A 16,328-nucleotide genomic window follows, 5' to 3' on the forward strand; every position below is an offset into this window, starting at 1 on the left:
CGCCGCCGGTCGCACGGGGGAGCGGGGTCGCGTGTGCGGACCGGCGACGGGGCGTGCGACAGCGGGCCGGGCCGGTCCGGCCCGGATAGCCTGCCGGTATGACCGAGCAGCTGGAATCCATGCCCGTGGACTGGCACCGCGCACTCGCCGTCGTCGCTCATCCCGACGATCTGGAGTACGGCTGTGCGGCAGCCGTCGCCGTGTGGACCGACGGCGGGCGCGAGGTCGCCTATCTGCTGGCCACCCGGGGTGAGGCCGGCATCGACACGCTCGCACCGGCGACGTGCGCGCCGCTGCGCGAGCGGGAGCAGCGGGCGAGCGCGGCGGTCGTCGGGGTCTCCGGGGTGGAGTTCCTGGATCATCGCGACGGGGTGATCGAGTACGGCCTGGACCTGCGCCGCGACATCGCGGCGGCCATCCGCAGGCACCGGCCCGAGCTGATCGTCACGCTCAACCACCGCGACACCTGGGGCGGCGTCGCCTGGAACACCCCCGACCACCGCGCGGTCGGCCGCGCGGCCCTGGACGCGGTGGCCGACGCGGGCAACCGCTGGATCTTCCCGGAGCTGGCCGAGCGGGGTCTCGAACCGTGGAACGGGGTGCGCTGGGTGGCCGTCGCCGGATCGGTCACCCCCACGCACGCCGTCGATGTCACGGCCGGACTGGAGCGTTCCGTGCGCTCGCTGCTCGCCCACCGCACGTACATCGAGGTGCTCACGGACCAGGACCCCGAGGAGTACTGCCGCACCTTCCTGACCGGCAACGCCCAGGCGTCGGCCGAGCGGTTCGGCGGGCGGCCCGCCGTGACCTTCGAGCTCTTCGCGCACTGAGCCGGACCGGCTCTGGCCGCCTCCGGGGTTGCGGCCGTACCCTGTGCCGCACAACCTTTCTGACGATGCGTCAGCTACGGAGGGGGCGGCCGTGCTCGACATCCTCGATCACGACATTCCGCACGGCGAGGAGCGGATGACACTCCGGGTCGAGGGCGGCGTGGGCGTGCTGACCCTCTGCCGGCCCGATCGGCTCAACGGCTGGAGCTGGGAGTCCAGCAGGCAGCTCGGCATCATGGCGGACCGGATCAGGTTCGACGAAGCGATCCGGGTCGTTCTGCTGCGCGGTGAGGGCCGGGCCTTCTGCGCCGGGATCGATGTCACCGCGCCCGGCGGCGGCATCACCGGGCGTTCCCCGTCCGAGCGCACCCAGAACTACTACGAGGGCATCCGCTGGGTGCACGAACGCTTTGCCGCGTTCGCCGGGCTCCCGCAGCCGGTGGTCGCCGCGGTCCAGGGCTACTGTCTGGGCTTCGGTTTCGAGCTGGCGCTCATGGCCGATATCCGGATCGCCGCCGACGACGCCGTGTTCGCGCTGCCGGAGGCCGGGATCGGGGTCGCCGTCGACGCGGGCGGCGACATGCGGATCGCCCGCGAGGCCGGGGCGGGCTGGGCGAAGTACCTCGCGCTCACCGGCCGCCGGATCGACGCGCCGACGGCCGAGCGGATCGGGCTGCTCCAGGGCGTCACGCCGCCCGGTGAACTGGAGCGCACCGCGCGGTCCCTGGCCGACGCGGTGGCGGCCAACGCCCCGTTGGCCGTGAGGCACATCAAGCGTTCGGTGGACGCCTTCGCCGATGCCGGGATGGCGGCCGCGCTCGACCGTACGGCGCTGGCGGCGGCGCTCACCCTCACCTCCCGGGACTGCGCCGAGGGCTATGCGGCCAAGGCCGCCCGCCGGCCACCGCACTTCGAGGGCCGCTGAGTCACCGCGCGTCGTCGGCCGCGCTTCGGGGGCCGCCGGCTCCACGCCCCTCGGGGCCGGGCGGCGAGAAGGGGCCTCGGCCCAGTTGTTCGCGCACCGGCACCACGGGTGGGGCGACCAGGGAGCGCCGCTGCCAGTTGGCGCCGTCGACCACGAGGGAATGGCCGGTGATGAACCCGGCGTAGGGCGAGGCCAGGAACGTCGCCGCCCAGCCCAGCTCGCGGGGCAGGCCGACCCGTAGCGCCGGCTGCCGTGCGTCGTGCTCGGGGCTCGTCTCCCCGCCCCGGTCCAGGTGGCCGCGGATGTCGGCGGTCATGTCCTCGTGCGGCATCAGGCCCGGCACCAGCCCGTTGATCCGGATCCCGTACGGACCCCACTCCACGGCAAGGGTCTCGACCAGGTTCTTCACCCCGGCCTTCGCGGCGGCCGAGTGGGCGTAGCCGGGGCCACCGGTCCAGGCGTACGAAGCCCCGACGCAGACGATGGAGCCCGCCGTCCCGGCCGCGAGATGGCGCCGCCCGAACTCCCGGGTCATGAACCAGGTTCCGGTCAGCGTGATGTCGAGTACCGCCCGCCAGGCGTTCGGCGACAAGTCCTCCGCGGGGGAGGGGAAGTTGGCCGCCGCGTTGTTGACCAGCACGTCCGGCGGCCCCAGTTCGGCCCCGGCCGCGTCGAACACCTCGGTGATCCGGTCCGGGTCGCGGATGTCGCCGGGGGCGGTCATGACCCGGCCGCTTGTCAGTGGAGCGAGCTCTTCCCGGGCGGTGGCCAGCCGGTCGGCGTTCCGGCCGACGAGCACCAGATCGGCTCCCAGCCGGGCGAACTCGGCCGCGATCGCCTTGCCGAGCCCCGAGCCGCCGCCGGTCACCAGCACCACCCTGCCGTCGTACGTGCCGGGTGGTAACGCGCTCGCACCCAGCGGCGGCGGAGCGGCGAGTCCGGGGGTGTGCGGGGTCTCTGTCATGGCGCATAAGTACCGCTTCCGAAGGCAAAACTCCAGGTCCACGCAGTGATGTTGTCCAGACCATTGACATGCAAGCGCCAGGATGTTGAATTCGGTGCAGTTGTGTTGCGCGACTCTGATGACTTGAGTGATCAATGGAGGATCTGTGACGCCTCGCCCACCCCGCCTCACCGCTCTCGCCGCGGCGGCGACCCTGCTCGTCGGCGGCCTGCTGGCCGCCGGACCGTCCGCACAGGCGGCCGGCACCACCGGGACCGGCGCTCCGGCCAAGGCCCAGGACAGCCCCGGGACCCCGGCCATCACCCCGACCCCGCAGTCCGTGAAGCGCCGGTCCGACCGGATCACCATCACTCCCACCGTCACCGTGGTGGCGGGCGAAACGGCCGACGCGTCCTCGCTCGCCGTGGTGGAGACCGCCCTGAAGCAGGCGGGTGCCCAGCGCGTCGTCCGGGGCACCCGGGCGCCCGCGAGCGGGCTGACCGTCCACGTCGGCGACCCCGGCGCGCTCACCGCCCAGAAGCTCGAAGGCCCCTCCGGGCTGCCCGCCGACGGATACGTCCTCGGTATCGGCGCGGACCGCGTCGTTCTCGCGGGCAAGGACACCACCGGCACCTACTACGCCGCACAGAGCCTGCGCCAGATCCTGCCGCGGCAGAAGCGGCCGGGTGCCCGGGTCGGCGGGCTCGCGGTGCGCGACTGGCCGGGCACCGCGCTGCGCGGCGTCATCGAGGGCTTCTACGGCACCCCCTGGTCGCACAAGGCCCGCCTGGACCAGCTGGACTACTACGGCGAGCACAAGATGAACATCTACGTGTACTCGCCCAAGGACGACGCCTACCTCCGCGAGAAGTGGCGCGACGCCTACCCGGCCGACCAGCTCGCACAGATCAAGGAGCTCACCGGCCGCGCGGTCCGGCGCCACGTCGAGTTCACCTACGCGCTCTCGCCCGGACTGTCGGTCTGCTACAGCTCGGACGAGGACGCCAAGGCGCTCGTCGACAAGTTCCAGACGATCTGGGACATCGGCGTACGGACCTTCGCGGTGCCGCTGGACGACATCAGCTACACCGACTGGAACTGCGACGCCGACAAGGCGAAGTGGGGGACCGGCGGCGGTGCGGCGGGAGCCGCGCAGGCGCATCTGCTGAACCGGGTCAACAAGGAGTTCATCGCCACCCACCCCGGCGCCCAGCCGCTCCAGATGGTCCCCACCGAGTACTACGACGTCAGCGGATCGGCGTACAAGAAGGCCATCTCCGAGCAGCTCGACCCGGATGTGCTCGTCGAATGGACCGGCGTGGGAGTCGTCGCACCGACCATGACGGTGGCTCAGGCCGACGCCGCCCGTGAGGTGTTCGGGCACCCGATCCTGACCTGGGACAACTACCCGGTGAACGACTACGCGACCGACCGGCTGCTCCTCGGCCCGTACAACGGCCGCGAGAAGGGCCTGCCGGGCAGACTCGCGGGGATCACCGCCAACCCGATGATCCAGCCGTACGCGTCGAAGCTCTCGCTGTACACCGTCGCGGACTACTCCTGGAACGACGCCGCGTACGACCCGCGCACCTCGTGGGGCAAGGGACTCAAGGAGTACGCGGGTGGCGACGCCCGCACCGAGCAGGCGCTGCGCGCCTTCGCCGACGCCAACTACAGCTCCGCGCTCAACACCGACAAGGCACCGGAACTGGCGGCGGAGTTCGCGCGCTACTGGAAGTCCGGCGACTCCAAGCGGCTCACCACCGTGCTCGGAGACCTCGGCGCGGCCCCCGCCCGGCTGCGCGCGGGCCTTCCGGACCAGGGGTTCATCGAGGACTCCGGCCCCTGGCTGGACGCCACCGAGTCCTGGGCGACCGCGTCCCGCACCGCTCTGCGCATGGTCGACGCGGCCCGCGCGGGGAAGGGCGCACAGGCCTGGGAGCTCCGGCAGCAACTGCCGGCGCAGGTCGAGCGGGCCAAGTCCTTCGTGTACACCGGCCTCGACGGCCGCAAGGTGCCGGTCCTCGTCGGTGACGGGGTGCTGGACGCGTTCATCGAGGCGGCCACCGCCGAGCACGACCGGATCCTCGGCGTGAGCGGCCGGCCGACCGCGTCGACGAGCCTCGGGACGTACCAGAACAACACCGCCGCCCGGATCCTCGACGGCGACGACTCCACGTACTTCTGGAGCGACGACGCGCCGGCCGTGGATGACCAGCTCACCGTCGACCTCGGCGCGTCCAGGGACATCGGCGACATCACGCTCGCCATGGGCAAGCCCGGCAGCACCGAGGACTACCTCCACGAGGGGGTGCTGGAGTACTCGGCCGACGGCAAGAACTGGCAGCAGCTCACCGCCTTCTCCGGGAAGGCCGACGTCACGACGGCCGCGCCCGCCGGTACGAAGGCGCGCTATGTGCGGGCGCGGGCGACCGCGGGCCAGACCAGCTGGGTCGTCGTCCGTGAGTTCCACGTCGCGACCACGGACGGCGCGGTCACGGGCAACCCGCCCGCGGCCACCGGATCCGCGCTGAGCGCGGCGGCCGACGGGGACCCGGGCACGGTCTACCGGGCCGCACGTGCCCCGGAGGCCGGTGAGTTCCTCGAGCTGGGGCTCGGCACCGCGCGTGCGGTCGGCTCGGTCACGGTTCTCCAGCCGGCCGGTGCCAAGGGCGCCGCGGACATCCAGCTGCGGAACGCGGACGGCGACTGGCGGACCGTCGGCAGGCTCGGCGGGGCGTACACGACGGTCGACGCGCACGGCCGGACCGCCGACGCGGTGCGGCTGGCCTGGCGCGAGGGCGCCGCAGCGCCGCAGATCGCGGAGGTGGTGGTGGGGAAGTAGCGGGTACCTCCCGCCGTGCGTCCGGCGCCCCCGCGATCCCGCGGACGGGGCCGGGCGCACAGCCATGTCACCGTCCGGCGTGAACGGTCACCCGCAGGCTGTTCCCAGAGCGGCAAGCGACCGCTTAGTATGCGCCGGAGCAGTGGTAATGCCGACAGTGTTGTGGAGGCCCCTCATGCAGGCATGGCGAGTGCACCGGAACGGCGAGCCGAGCGAGGTGATGCGGCTGGAGGAGACGGACCGGCCCACGCCCGGCGACGGGCAGGTGCTCATCGAGGTGCTCGCGGCGAACATCAACTTCCCCGATGCGCTGCTCTGCCGCGGCCAGTACCAGGTACGGCCCCCGCTGCCGTTCACGCCCGGCGTGGAGATCTGCGGCAGGACCGGCGACGGGCGCCGGGTGCTCGCCACCCCCGCCCTGCCGGACGGCGGATTCGCCGAGTACGTCGTCGCGGACGAGGCAGCCCTGCTGCCCGCCCCGGACGCCCTGGACGACGCCGAGGCCGCCGCGCTGCACATCGGCTACCAGACCGGCTGGTTCGGACTGCACCGACGGGCGAACCTGCGGGCCGGCGAGACGCTGCTCGTCCACGCGGCGGCCGGTGGCGTCGGCAGCGCGGCCGTCCAGCTCGGCAAGGCCGCCGGTGCGACCGTCATCGGAGTGGTCGGTGGCGCCGAGAAGGCGAAGACCGCCACCGCGCTCGGCTGCGACCTGGTCATCGACCGGCGCACCGAGGACATCGTCGCGGCGGTCAAGGAGGCGACCGGTGGGCGCGGCGCCGACGTCGTCTACGACCCGGTCGGCGGCGACGCGTACGCCAAGTCCGTCAAGTGCATCGCCTTCGAGGGCCGGGTGATCGTCGTCGGGTTCGCCAGCGGCGTCATCCCCACCCCGGGGCTCAACCACGCCCTGGTGAAGAACTACTCGGTCGTTGGACTCCACTGGGGCCTCTACAACACCAAGGACCCGCAGGCGGTCCGCGACTGCCACCAGGAGCTGACCCGGCTCGCCACCGAGGGCGTCATCAAGCCGCTGATCAGCGAGCGCGTCACGATGGACGGGGCGGCGGCCGCCGTCCAGCGCGTCGCCGACGGCACCAGCACCGGCCGCATCGTCGTCCTTCCGTCAGGAGCCGCCCGATGACCGCCCCCGACGCGGCCGGACTCCGCCGCCTCACCCGGGAACTGCTGGCCGCCCACCCCCCTGCCACCACCGACCGCACCGACTTCCTGAAGGCGCGCTTCGACGCCGGACTCGCCTGGGTGCACTACCCGGCCGGACTCGGCGGCCTCGACGCCCCGCGCTCGCTGCAGCCCGTCGTCGACGAGGAACTCGCCGCGGCGGACGCACCGGACAACGATCCGCGCCGCATCGGCATCGGCCTCGGCATGGCCGCCCCGACCGTCCTCGGCTACGGAACCGACGAGCAGAAGCAGCGCTTCCTGCGCCCGCTGTGGGTCGGCGAGGAGGTGTGGTGCCAGCTCTTCAGCGAGCCGGGCGCCGGCTCCGACCTGGCCGCCCTCGGTACCCGCGCCGTCCGCGACGGCGAGGACTGGGTGGTCGACGGACAGAAGGTGTGGACGTCCAGCGCCCACGTCGCACGCTGGGCGATCCTCATCGCCCGCACCGACCCCGACGTGCCCAAGCACCGCGGCATCAGCTACTTCATCTGCGACATGACCGACCCCGGGGTCGAGGTACGGCCGCTGCGCCAGATCACCGGCGAGGCCGAGTTCAACGAGGTCTTCCTCACCGGCGTGCGCATCCCCGACAGCCGCAGGCTCGGCCCGGTCGGCGAGGGCTGGAAGGTCGCGCAGACCACGCTCATGAACGAGCGCGTCTCCATCGGCGGAGCCCGTATCCCGCGCGAGGGCGGCATGATCGGTCCGGTCGCCCGGACCTGGCGCGAACGCCCCGGACTGCGCACCCACGATCTGCACCAGCGTCTGCTCACCCTCTGGGTGGAGGCCGAGGTCGCCCGGCTCACCGGGGCGCGCCTGCGCCAGCAGCTCGTCGCCGGACAGCCCGGCCCCGAGGGCTCCGGGATGAAGCTGGCCTTCGCCCGGCTCAACCAGGAGATCAGCGGCCTCGAAGTCGAACTTCTGGGGGAAGAGGGCCTGTTGTACGGCGACTGGACGATGCGCCGGCCGGAACTCGTCGACTTCACCGGACGTGACGCCGGCTACCGCTACCTCCGCTCCAAGGGCAACTCCATCGAGGGCGGCACGAGCGAGGTACTGCTCAACATCGTCGCGGAACGCGTGCTCGGCCTGCCCGTCGAGCCGCGCAACGACAAGGACGTCGCCTGGAAGGACCTGTCCCGATGACCGCACGTACCGAAGAGAGCCAGGCGCCGGATCTGCTGTACTCCGAGGCCGAGGAGGACCTGCGGGCCGCCGTCCGCTCGCTCCTCGACGACCGGTGCGCCGCGCCGGCGGTGATCGCCCGCACCGAGTCGGGCACGCCGTACGACCCGCAGCTCTGGAAGGCGCTCGCCGCCGACATCGGCGCCGCCGGACTCTTGGTGCCCGAGGTACTCGGCGGGCAGGGCGCAGGCCACCGCGAGGCCGCGGTGGTCATCGAGGAACTCGGCCGCAGCGTCGCCCCGGCGCCGTACCTGACCAGCTCCGTCGTCGCCACCGAGACGCTGCTGGCGCTCGGCACCCAGGACGGACCGGTGGCCGGACTCCTCACCGAACTGGCCGCGGGCCGCAAGGTCGCCGTGCTCGCCGTCCCCTTCTCCGCCACCGAACCGGGCACGGCCACCATGACCGCCGCCCTCGACGGCACACTCGGCCCGGTCGCCGACGCGGCCGCCGCCGATGTCCTGCTGGTGCCCACCACCGACGGCCTGTACGCCGTCGCGGCGGACACCGCCGGTGTCGCCGTCGAGCCGTGCGTCTCGCTCGACCTGACCCGCCCGCTCGCCACCGTCACCCTGACCGGCGCCACCGGAACCCGCCTCGCGGACGCCGGGACCGCGCAAGCAGCGGTCCGCAGAGGGTTGCTGGCCGGAGCCGGACTCCTCGCCTCCGAACAGCTCGGACTGGCCGAGTGGTGCCTGACAGAGACGGTCCGGTACACCCGCGAGCGCCACCAGTTCAACCGCCCGGTCGGCTCGTTCCAGTCGCTCAAGCACCGGATGGCACAACTCTGGCTGGAGGTCGTCTCTGCGCGGGCGGCCGCGCGCAACGCCGCGGACGCGCTGGCCACCGGCAGCCCCGAGACTCCGCTTGCGGTGGCCGTCGCCCAGGCGTACTGCTCCAGGGTCGCCGTCCACGCGGCGGAGGAGTGCGTCCAGCTCCACGGCGGCATCGGGATGACCTGGGAGCACCCCGCGCACCTGTACCTGAAGCGCGCCAAGGCCGACTCGATCGCGTACGGCACCGCGGGCCGCCACCGCGACACCGTCGCGGAACTGATGGAGCTGCCCGCGCCGTGACACCGGGGGCGGGAACACGGGCCGGCGTGCTCCCGCCGACCAGCCCCGGTACGACTGGCTGACCGGGTCCGCCCTGACCCGTCGGCGGCATCCCAGCTCTACCCGTTTGGCGGGCACGCCAGCGCGCCGGACGGCTCCTCCGCTACGCCAAACTGGCCGCCGAATGCCGCAATTCGGGCGCGGCGGAGGAGGTTGGCCATGGCCATTTCGATCTCACTGGTGCTGCTTCTGCTGATCCTCGCGGTGATCTTCCTCCGCAACGGCGGGCTGAAGGTCTCACACGCGCTGGTCTGCGGCCTGCTGGGGTTCTTCCTCGCGGGGACGAGCATGGCGCCCACCATTCAGGAGGGCATCATGGCCACCGCCGACGTCGTCAGCAGCATCAGGCCCTGAGCCTCTCGCCGGTCCGGTGGCTCCGCCCGGCGGGGCCGGGTCACCGGACAGTGCCCGGAGCGCCGCTGCCAGCCGGTCCCGCGCCTCCGTCTGGGCGGCGATCCGCGCTTCGAGGACCCCCAGCCGCTCACGGGCGATCCGCAGGCCTTGCGCGGAGGGCGGGGTCGCGACGACATCGCCGTCCAGGCAGGACCGGAATGCCCGCACGTCGTCCAACGTGAGCCCGGCGGCCAGCAGATGACGGATATTGCGGACCCGGACCGTCGTGCGCGCCTCGTACACGCGGTAACCATTGGCGGCCCGCTGTGAGGTGATCAGTCCGGCCTGCTCGTAGTGGCGCAGCGCACGCGCGGTCGTACCGGTGGCCCCGGCGAGTTCACCGATCAGCACCCCCACCACCTCCCCGTTCACTCTTATCACCCGACCACCGCACCACCGTCGACGGGAAGAATCGCACCGGTGATGAACGAGGCGTCGGGTGAGGCGAGGTACGTGATCGAGCGGGCCACCTCGACGGGTGTGCCGCGCCGGCGCATGGGGGTGTGCGCCAGCTGCCATTCCCGGAGCGCTGCCAACCGCTCGGGCGTCAGCCCCTGGTGCTTGCCGATCGGTGTGCCGATGGCGCCGGGTGCGACCGCCACGACGCGGATGCCGCGCGGCGCGAGCTCCACCGCCCAGGTGCGGGTGAACAGCTCCATGGCCACCTTGGTCGCCGCGTAGACGGAGCCGCCCGGCCAGCCCCGCTGCCCGATCGACGTACTGATGTTCACGATGACGCCGTGGGAGGCCTCCAGCAGCGGCAGCGCGGCCTGGGAGAGCAGGAGGGGCGCGACCAGGTTGGTGGCGATCTGCGGCTCGATCATCTCGGTGGTCACGGTGCCGAGCGGGGCGCTGCGGACCACGGCGGCGTTGTTGACCAGTACATCGAGCCGGCCGTACGTCTCCTGCGCGGTGCGGATGATCCGCTCGGGCTCGCCGGGGCCCGTGATGTCGGCCACCAGCGGCACGATCCGGTCGCGTCCGGCGGCGGTCTCTTCGAGCGGGCCGGGGCGCCGCCCGATGACGAGGACGGTGGCGCCCTCGGCGGCGAAGGCGTGGGCGGTGGCGCGGCCGATGCCGGTTCCGGCTCCGGTGATGGCGACGACGCGGTTGTCGCAAGGCGCTGGGCTGCTGTTCATGGGGCAATCGTTCAACCCTGCCGCCAACGGTAAGGTCAAGCTGCGGCACGGAATCGCGCACGGGCGGTCCCAGCCGGTCCCGGTCGGTACGCGAACGTCTTGACCGCGGTCATTCGGTTACATCGTGCGGTCATGCGGGGACCCTGGGCATTCGGGTATGAAACGGTCCGCTGAGGCACGGGACTGCGCGTACCGTGGCCCCGTCCGGCACGGCAACGGCTGCCGGACGCCGCACCGAACCGGGACCCGGAGAACGCAGCCATGTCATTGCCGCCACTCGGACGTGAACCGGGCGCCGTGCACCACGAGCACTGCAACAGCAGCCGCTGCTGCCGCTGCCAGCAGCGCCCCTGGACGTCGGCCGTCGGCTTCGAACGGCTCTGCGGTCTGTGCGCCTCCTGCTGCCGGGAGTGCGGCCGGGCGCCCGCCCGGCATCTGGACGGGCTCGACCACGGACTGTGCGGCGACTGCAGAGGCCTGTGCAGCCGGTGCCGCACACCCCTGTCGGCGGACGGCGACTGCCAGTGCCGGAAGTGGCAGCGGGCCGGGGCGGACCCGGTCGGCTATCTCCTGCACGCCCTGCCGCCGCCGCTGATGAGGGAGTTCGGCGGCCGCTACCCGGCCGAACTCGTCGAGATGATCCACCGGGAGCTGGGCCGGCGCAGCGCGGATCAGCTCCTGGACCGGATCGAGCGTCGGTGGAACGCCCGCTGGGCCCACACGCTCCAGGAGAAGGACGAGGACGGCCGGCGCCGCTGGCCGCCCCTGGAGATCGCCGGACATCTGCTGCGCTCGGCTCACTGCGACGACCCGCAGTGCGAGGACGGCCGGCTGATCCACACCGATACGGCGTGCCCGCGGTGCGCGCACGCGCTGCACCGGTTCCTGCCCGCCCAGACGGACCGCAGGGCGACGCCGGACCGGGCCAGGAGCACGGCCGCCGAGATCCGCCGCGAGCTGCTCGACCGTCGCACCGGTGCGCGGCGCGCAGCCGGCGGACCGCGGCGGGGCAAGGGCCTCCCGGCGTGACGTACGGCGTACGCGGGCGGCCCCGGCCGCCCCCGGGACCGTGCGTGTCCGGCGTCGGTCAGCCGCCCACCAGCCGTGAGCGGATCAGGAACCGCACCCCCTCCGGGGCCTCGAGCGAGAACCCGCTGCCCCGGCCCTCCACCACGTCGACGATCAGCCGGGTGTGCGCCCACACCTCGAACTGGCTCCTCGACATCCAGAACGGAATGCTCTCCGCCACCCCGTCGACCTCCAGGGAGGCGAGCAGCACATCGGAGCCGCCGGTACGGAACTCACCGTCCTGGTAGCACATGGGCGCACTGCCGTCGCAGCAGCCGCCCGACTGGTGGAACATCAACGGCCCGTGCAGCTCGCGCAGCCGTCGCAGCAGATCGGCGGCCGCGGGGGTGAGTTCCACCGGGGGCGCGCCCGCGGAGCTCATGGCTGCCGTACCTCGGATCGGTTCACGGATCGGCCTCTCTCGTGGCACCGCGGGGGACGCGGTGCGCGCATGGCCCTCATACAACCCGGCCGGACGTTGCAGAGGGGTTGCGCGGACGGGCACCGTCCTCAGCCCGCCGCCGCCCAGGCGTAGCGGTGTTCCGGGCGGCCGGTGTCCCCGTACTTGAGACTGAGGCTGATCCGGCCCGCCCCCTCCAGGTACTTGAGATACCGGTGGGCGGTCGAGCGGCTCAGACCGGCCCGTGCGGCGACCTCGTGCGCGGACAACGGCTCACCGGCCGCCGACAGGACCTGGCGGATGACATCCGCGGTGGGCGCCGAGTGCCCCTTCGGGAGCCCGGCCGCGGAAACGGCCTCCGAGGTGCGCAGCGCCCCGAAGATCTGGTCGACCTGCTCCTGACCGGCCTCGCCGCGCCGGCTCTCCACCCCCTCCAGGGTGCGCCGCAGCGTCGCGTAGCTCTCCAGTTTGGAACGCAGACCGCCGAAGCTGAACGGCTTGACCAGGTACTGCAGAGCGCCGTAGCGCATCGCGGTCCGTACGGTCACCACGTCGCGGGCGGCCGTCACCATGATCACGTCGGCCGGATGGCCGATCTGGTGCAGCTGACGCACCAGGGTGAGCCCCGTCCGGTCCGGCAGATAGTGATCGAGCAGGATCAGATCGACATGCCGGCGTTCGAGAACCGACAGGGCCTGCGCGGCCGTGTGGGCGCGGGAGACGACGCGGAAGCCCGGCACTTTCGCCACGTACGCCGCGTTGATCTCCGCCACCCGGAAGTCGTCGTCCACCACCAGAACGTCTATCACTGAGCCTCTCCCACTTCGACTCGCTGCCGGACGGCCAGCGCCTCCGGCAGAACGACGGTGAAGACCGCGCCGCCGCCCGCCCTGGCCGTGACCCGGGCCGCGCCGCCGTAGCGCTCGGCGAGGCGGCGCACCAGCGCCAGCCCGAGCCCGCGCTCCCGGTGGGCGGGGGACTCCTTGGTGGACCAGCCCTCGGTGAAGATCTGCTCCCGCACGGCGACGGGCACCCCGGGGCCGTTGTCGCTGACCCGCAGCACGGCCGTGGTGCCCTCGGCGAGCAGCTCCACCTCGACGAGCGTGGCGACGTCCAGCGCGTTGTCGATGAGATTGCCCAGCACGGTCACCAGATCGCGCGGGTCCACCACGACATCGGGCAGCCGGGTGGCGGGGGAGACCAGCAAGGACGCGCCGCGTTCGGCGGCGACGGCGGATTTGCCCACGAGCAGCGCCGACAGCAGCGGATCGTTCACGCGCTCGGCGACCTGCTCGGCCGAGGCCCGGTGCCCGTCGGCCACCTCGGTCACGAACTCCACCGCCGCCTCGTGCCGGCCGAGCTCCAGCAGACCCAGCAGGGTGTGCAGCCGGTTGGCGTGCTCGTGGTCCTGGGCACGGAGAGCGTCGAGCAGTCCGTGCGTGGAGTCCAGCTCACGGCCGAGCAGTTCGAGTTCGGTGCGGTCGCGCAGCGTCACGACGGCCCCGCCGTCCCCGGTCGGCATCCGGTTCGCGATCAGCACCCGACCCCGGGAGACGGTGAGCAGATCGGCGCCGTCGACGCGGCCCGCCAGCACCTCCGTCGTGCGCCCCGGCGGCAGCACTTCGCCCAGCGGGCGCCCGACGGCGTCCGCAGTCAGCTCCAGCAGCCGCTGCGCCTCGTCGTTGAGCAGTCGGATCCGTCCGCGCGAGTCGAGCGCGAGCACCGCCTCCCGGATGCTGTGCAGCATCGCCTCGCGCTCGTCCAGGAGCGCGGAGATGTCCGCGAAGGCCAGACCGTGGGTGTTGCGCTGGACGCGCCGGGAGACGACGAGTGCCGCCAGCACCCCTGCGGCCAGTGCGGCTCCCGCGTACTGCAGGAGTACCGGAATGGTGCCGAGCAGCCCCTCCCGGACGCTCTTGTACGCGATCCCCACCGAGACGGCCCCGACCACGGTGCCCGTCCCGTCGCGCAGCGGGACCTTCGCTCGGGCCGAGCGCCCCAGGGTGCCGATGTCGATCTGCATGACCTCGCGGCCGGCCAGTGCCGAGCTCGGATCGGTCGAGACGCGCTCGCTGATCCGGTCGGTCTCGGTGTGCGACCAGCGCACCCCCCGGGTGTCCATCACCACGATGTACAGCGCCCCGGTGGCCTGCCGGATCCGCTCCGCCTCGGCCTGTACGGGCCCGGAGGGGCTCGGCCGGGTGTTCAGCAGCTTGTCCACCAGGCCGGGTTCGGCGGCGGTGGTCTGGGCGATGGACAGGGCCCGGCGCATCGCCTGGTCATCGAGTTCGTGGCTGAGCGGGGCGAGGAAGAGCCCGGTGACGAGCATGACCACACCCGTCATGATGACCACCTGGGTGAGCAGGACCTGGGCGAAGACACGACGGGGCCAGTGAATGCGCATGTCCGTGTCCTCTGTTCTCCCGCGGCCCTCGAATCCGGTTCTCCGATCCGTTCGGTGTAAACGCAAGGTAAACGCCGCTGACCTCGCTGCCTACCCCTCGTCTCCGCTTCGTTGTACGGGCGTGAGCACAATGAGCAGAACTGCGGGTAACAGGCAGAACCCGGAGTTGTGAGCGCAAGGCTCCCGCCGCGGCCGGACCGCCCCTAGCGTCCCGCCCCATGAACAGCGAAACGAGCCCCGCCATCGAGCTGCGGGGGGCGAGCAAAGCGTTCCCGACTCCGTCGGGGGCGCTCCACACCGCCGTACGCGACCTGGACCTGACGATCGGCAGGGGGGAGTTCGTCGCCGTCGTCGGCCCGACCGGATGCGGCAAGTCCACCACCCTGACCCTGATCAGCGGACTGGAGGAACCCACGGAGGGGGAGGTCCTGGTCTCCGGCGAGCCGGTGCGCGGCATCGGCGACAAGGTCGGCTTCGTCTTCCAGCAGGACGCGGTCTTCCCCTGGCGCACCGTCCTGTCCAACGTCATGGCCGGCCCCCGCTTCCGGGGCGTGCCGAAGGCGGAGGCGAAGGAACGTGCCCGCGAATGGCTCGCCAGGGTCGGCCTCACCTCCTTCGAGGACCGCTATCCGCACCAGCTCTCCGGGGGGCAGCGCAAGCGGGTCGCACTCGCGGCGACGTTCGTCAACGACCCGGAGATCCTGCTGATGGACGAGCCGTTCTCGGCGCTTGACGTACAGACCCGGGCCCTGATGTCCGACGAGCTGCTGGAGCTGTGGGGCGGCACCGGAGCCTCCGTCGTCTTCGTCACCCACGACTTGGAGGAGTCCATCGCGCTGGCCGACAAGGTGGTCGTGATGACCGCCGGACCGGCCACGGTCAAGGAGGTCTTCGAGATCGGCCTGCCGCGTCCGCGCAAGGTCGAACAGGTGCGGCTGGAGCCCCGGTTCCTGGAGATCTACCGCGAGATCTGGTCGTCGCTCGGCGAAGAGGTCCGCATCACCCGCGAGAGGGGTGCGGCCGATGCCGCCTGAGACCGTCACCATGGATGCCCCCGTGACCAGGACCCGGCGGACCGAGGCCAGGGCGAAGGCCGCCCGCAACCGCAGGATGCTGGTGCTCGCCAGCCGGATCGCCGTGCTCGTCGCGGTCGTCGGGCTGTGGGAGTGGCTGGCCAGGACGGCCGTCATCGACCCGTTCAACTTCTCCATGCCGTCGAAGATCTGGGACCAGATCCGCACCTGGGTGACCGACGGCACCGCCCAGGGCTCCCTGTGGGAGCAGATCTGGTACACGCTCTACGAGGCGCTGCTCGGCTGGGTCATCGGCGTGATCGCCGGTGTACTGCTCGGTATCGCGCTGGGACGCGTCCGCTTCGCCGCCGATGTGCTCGGCCCGTACATCAAGGTCCTCAACGCGCTGCCGCGCATCGTGCTCGCCCCGATCTTCCTGATCTGGTTCGGCCTCGGCCCGGCGTCGAAGGTCGCCTCCGCGGTTGTCCTGGTGTTCTTCCCGGTCTTCTTCAACGCCTTCCAGGGCGCCAGGGAGGTCGACCGCAACCTCGTCGCCAACTCCCGCATCCTGGGCGCCAGCAACCGGCAGGTGACCCTTCAGGTGGTCATTCCCTCGGCCACCTCGTGGATCTTCACCAGCCTCCATGTCAGCTTCGGCTTCGCGCTGATCGGCGCCATCGTCGGTGAGTACATCGGTGCCACGAAGGGACTCGGCCTGCTGGTGGCCGCCTCGCAGGGCACCTTCAACGCGGCGGGCGTCTACGCCGCCATGGCCATCCTCGCGGTCGTCGCGCTGCTCGCCGAGGGGCTGCTCACCTTCCTGGAGAAGAAGCTCTTCCGCTGGAAACCGGCCGAGGCCGACACCGCGCGCTGAGCTGCTCCTCCC

Annotated in this window: 15 protein-coding genes and 1 pseudogene; 10 read left to right on the plus strand and 6 right to left on the minus strand. The window is 72.2% G+C overall.

All coding sequences use genetic code 11. The features are described from left to right. Positions 1 to 98: 98 nt before the first annotated feature. Both ACIQM0_RS14275 and ACIQM0_RS14280 read left to right on the plus strand, forming a co-directional pair. Entirely contained in the window at positions 99 to 830 is a 732-nt protein-coding gene (locus ACIQM0_RS14275; protein ID WP_401286223.1) for a PIG-L deacetylase family protein, read from the plus strand. 91 nt (positions 831 to 921) lie between these two features. Beyond that, entirely contained in the window at positions 922 to 1,755 is an 834-nt protein-coding gene (locus ACIQM0_RS14280) for an enoyl-CoA hydratase/isomerase family protein (protein WP_401286224.1), read from the plus strand. A gap of 1 nt (position 1,756) precedes the next feature. On the opposite strand, the gene ACIQM0_RS14285 is transcribed toward ACIQM0_RS14280, so the two are convergent. Continuing rightward, positions 1,757 to 2,719 (minus strand): SDR family oxidoreductase, encoded by a 963-nt coding sequence (locus tag ACIQM0_RS14285; protein WP_401286225.1) that lies wholly within the window; start codon positions 2,717 to 2,719, stop codon positions 1,757 to 1,759. A 145-nt stretch (positions 2,720 to 2,864) separates the two neighbouring features. Here ACIQM0_RS14285 and ACIQM0_RS14290 point away from each other — a divergent pair, with 145 nt between their 5' ends. The 5 genes from ACIQM0_RS14290 to ACIQM0_RS14310 all read left to right on the plus strand — a co-directional run bounded on the left by ACIQM0_RS14290 (position 2,865) and on the right by ACIQM0_RS14310 (position 9,379). Continuing rightward, entirely contained in the window at positions 2,865 to 5,543 is a 2,679-nt protein-coding gene (locus tag ACIQM0_RS14290; protein WP_401286226.1) for a beta-N-acetylglucosaminidase domain-containing protein, read from the plus strand. A 175-nt stretch (positions 5,544 to 5,718) separates the two neighbouring features. Beyond that, positions 5,719 to 6,687 (plus strand): NADPH:quinone oxidoreductase family protein, encoded by a 969-nt coding sequence (locus tag ACIQM0_RS14295; protein WP_401286227.1) that lies wholly within the window; start codon positions 5,719 to 5,721, stop codon positions 6,685 to 6,687. Continuing rightward, on the plus strand, positions 6,684 to 7,871 hold the full coding sequence (locus ACIQM0_RS14300; RefSeq protein ID WP_401286228.1) for an acyl-CoA dehydrogenase family protein: 1,188 nt from the start codon (positions 6,684 to 6,686) through the stop codon (positions 7,869 to 7,871). Before ACIQM0_RS14295 ends, ACIQM0_RS14300 begins: the two co-directional genes overlap by 4 nt. Continuing rightward, positions 7,868 to 8,986, plus strand: a complete 1,119-nt coding sequence (locus ACIQM0_RS14305) for an acyl-CoA dehydrogenase family protein (protein WP_401286229.1) — start codon at positions 7,868 to 7,870, stop codon at positions 8,984 to 8,986. The genes ACIQM0_RS14300 and ACIQM0_RS14305 overlap by 4 nt, the downstream gene beginning before the upstream one ends. A gap of 198 nt (positions 8,987 to 9,184) precedes the next feature. Further along, the gene (locus ACIQM0_RS14310) at positions 9,185 to 9,379 is read left to right on the plus strand and encodes a hypothetical protein (protein ID WP_363022616.1); all 195 of its coding nucleotides are present in this window, start codon (positions 9,185 to 9,187) and stop codon (positions 9,377 to 9,379) included. Between the two features lie 30 nt (positions 9,380 to 9,409). Here ACIQM0_RS14310 and ACIQM0_RS14315 read toward each other — a convergent pair. Together ACIQM0_RS14315 and ACIQM0_RS14320 are read right to left on the minus strand one after the other, a co-directional pair. Beyond that, positions 9,410 to 9,769, minus strand: a pseudogene (locus ACIQM0_RS14315) (MerR family transcriptional regulator); the annotation flags it as partial. A 26-nt stretch (positions 9,770 to 9,795) separates the two neighbouring features. Continuing rightward, positions 9,796 to 10,557, minus strand: a complete 762-nt coding sequence (locus ACIQM0_RS14320; RefSeq protein ID WP_401286230.1) for an SDR family NAD(P)-dependent oxidoreductase — start codon at positions 10,555 to 10,557, stop codon at positions 9,796 to 9,798. Positions 10,558 to 10,818: 261 nt separating this feature from the next. Here ACIQM0_RS14320 and ACIQM0_RS14325 point away from each other — a divergent pair, with 261 nt between their 5' ends. Further along, positions 10,819 to 11,586 carry a hypothetical protein gene (locus ACIQM0_RS14325; protein ID WP_401286231.1) on the plus strand — a complete coding sequence of 256 codons (768 nt, stop codon included), beginning with the start codon at positions 10,819 to 10,821 and terminating at the stop codon, positions 11,584 to 11,586. A gap of 58 nt (positions 11,587 to 11,644) precedes the next feature. On the opposite strand, the gene ACIQM0_RS14330 is transcribed toward ACIQM0_RS14325, so the two are convergent. From ACIQM0_RS14330 to ACIQM0_RS14340, 3 genes are all read right to left on the minus strand, one after another. Beyond that, positions 11,645 to 12,007: a DUF779 domain-containing protein gene (locus ACIQM0_RS14330; RefSeq protein ID WP_401286232.1), complete on the minus strand. Its 363-nt coding sequence runs from the start codon at positions 12,005 to 12,007 to the stop codon at positions 11,645 to 11,647. Positions 12,008 to 12,135: 128 nt separating this feature from the next. Beyond that, entirely contained in the window at positions 12,136 to 12,834 is a 699-nt protein-coding gene (locus ACIQM0_RS14335; protein ID WP_401286233.1) for a response regulator, read from the minus strand. Continuing rightward, positions 12,831 to 14,429, minus strand: coding sequence for an ATP-binding protein (locus ACIQM0_RS14340; RefSeq protein WP_401286234.1), 1,599 nt, complete (start codon positions 14,427 to 14,429; stop codon positions 12,831 to 12,833). Before ACIQM0_RS14340 ends, ACIQM0_RS14335 begins: the two co-directional genes overlap by 4 nt. A gap of 218 nt (positions 14,430 to 14,647) precedes the next feature. On the opposite strand from ACIQM0_RS14340, the gene ACIQM0_RS14345 reads away from it, so the two are divergent. Beyond that, positions 14,648 to 15,463 carry an ABC transporter ATP-binding protein gene (locus ACIQM0_RS14345; protein WP_362963665.1) on the plus strand — a complete coding sequence of 272 codons (816 nt, stop codon included), beginning with the start codon at positions 14,648 to 14,650 and terminating at the stop codon, positions 15,461 to 15,463. Further along, positions 15,453 to 16,316: an ABC transporter permease gene (locus tag ACIQM0_RS14350; RefSeq protein WP_401286235.1), complete on the plus strand. Its 864-nt coding sequence runs from the start codon at positions 15,453 to 15,455 to the stop codon at positions 16,314 to 16,316. Before ACIQM0_RS14345 ends, ACIQM0_RS14350 begins: the two co-directional genes overlap by 11 nt. The last annotated feature ends 12 nt before the right edge of the window (positions 16,317 to 16,328 follow it).

Origin of the sequence: Streptomyces sp. NPDC091387 (assembly GCF_044756945.1) — a bacterium.
Taxonomy (GTDB): Bacteria; Actinomycetota; Actinomycetes; order Streptomycetales; family Streptomycetaceae; genus Streptomyces.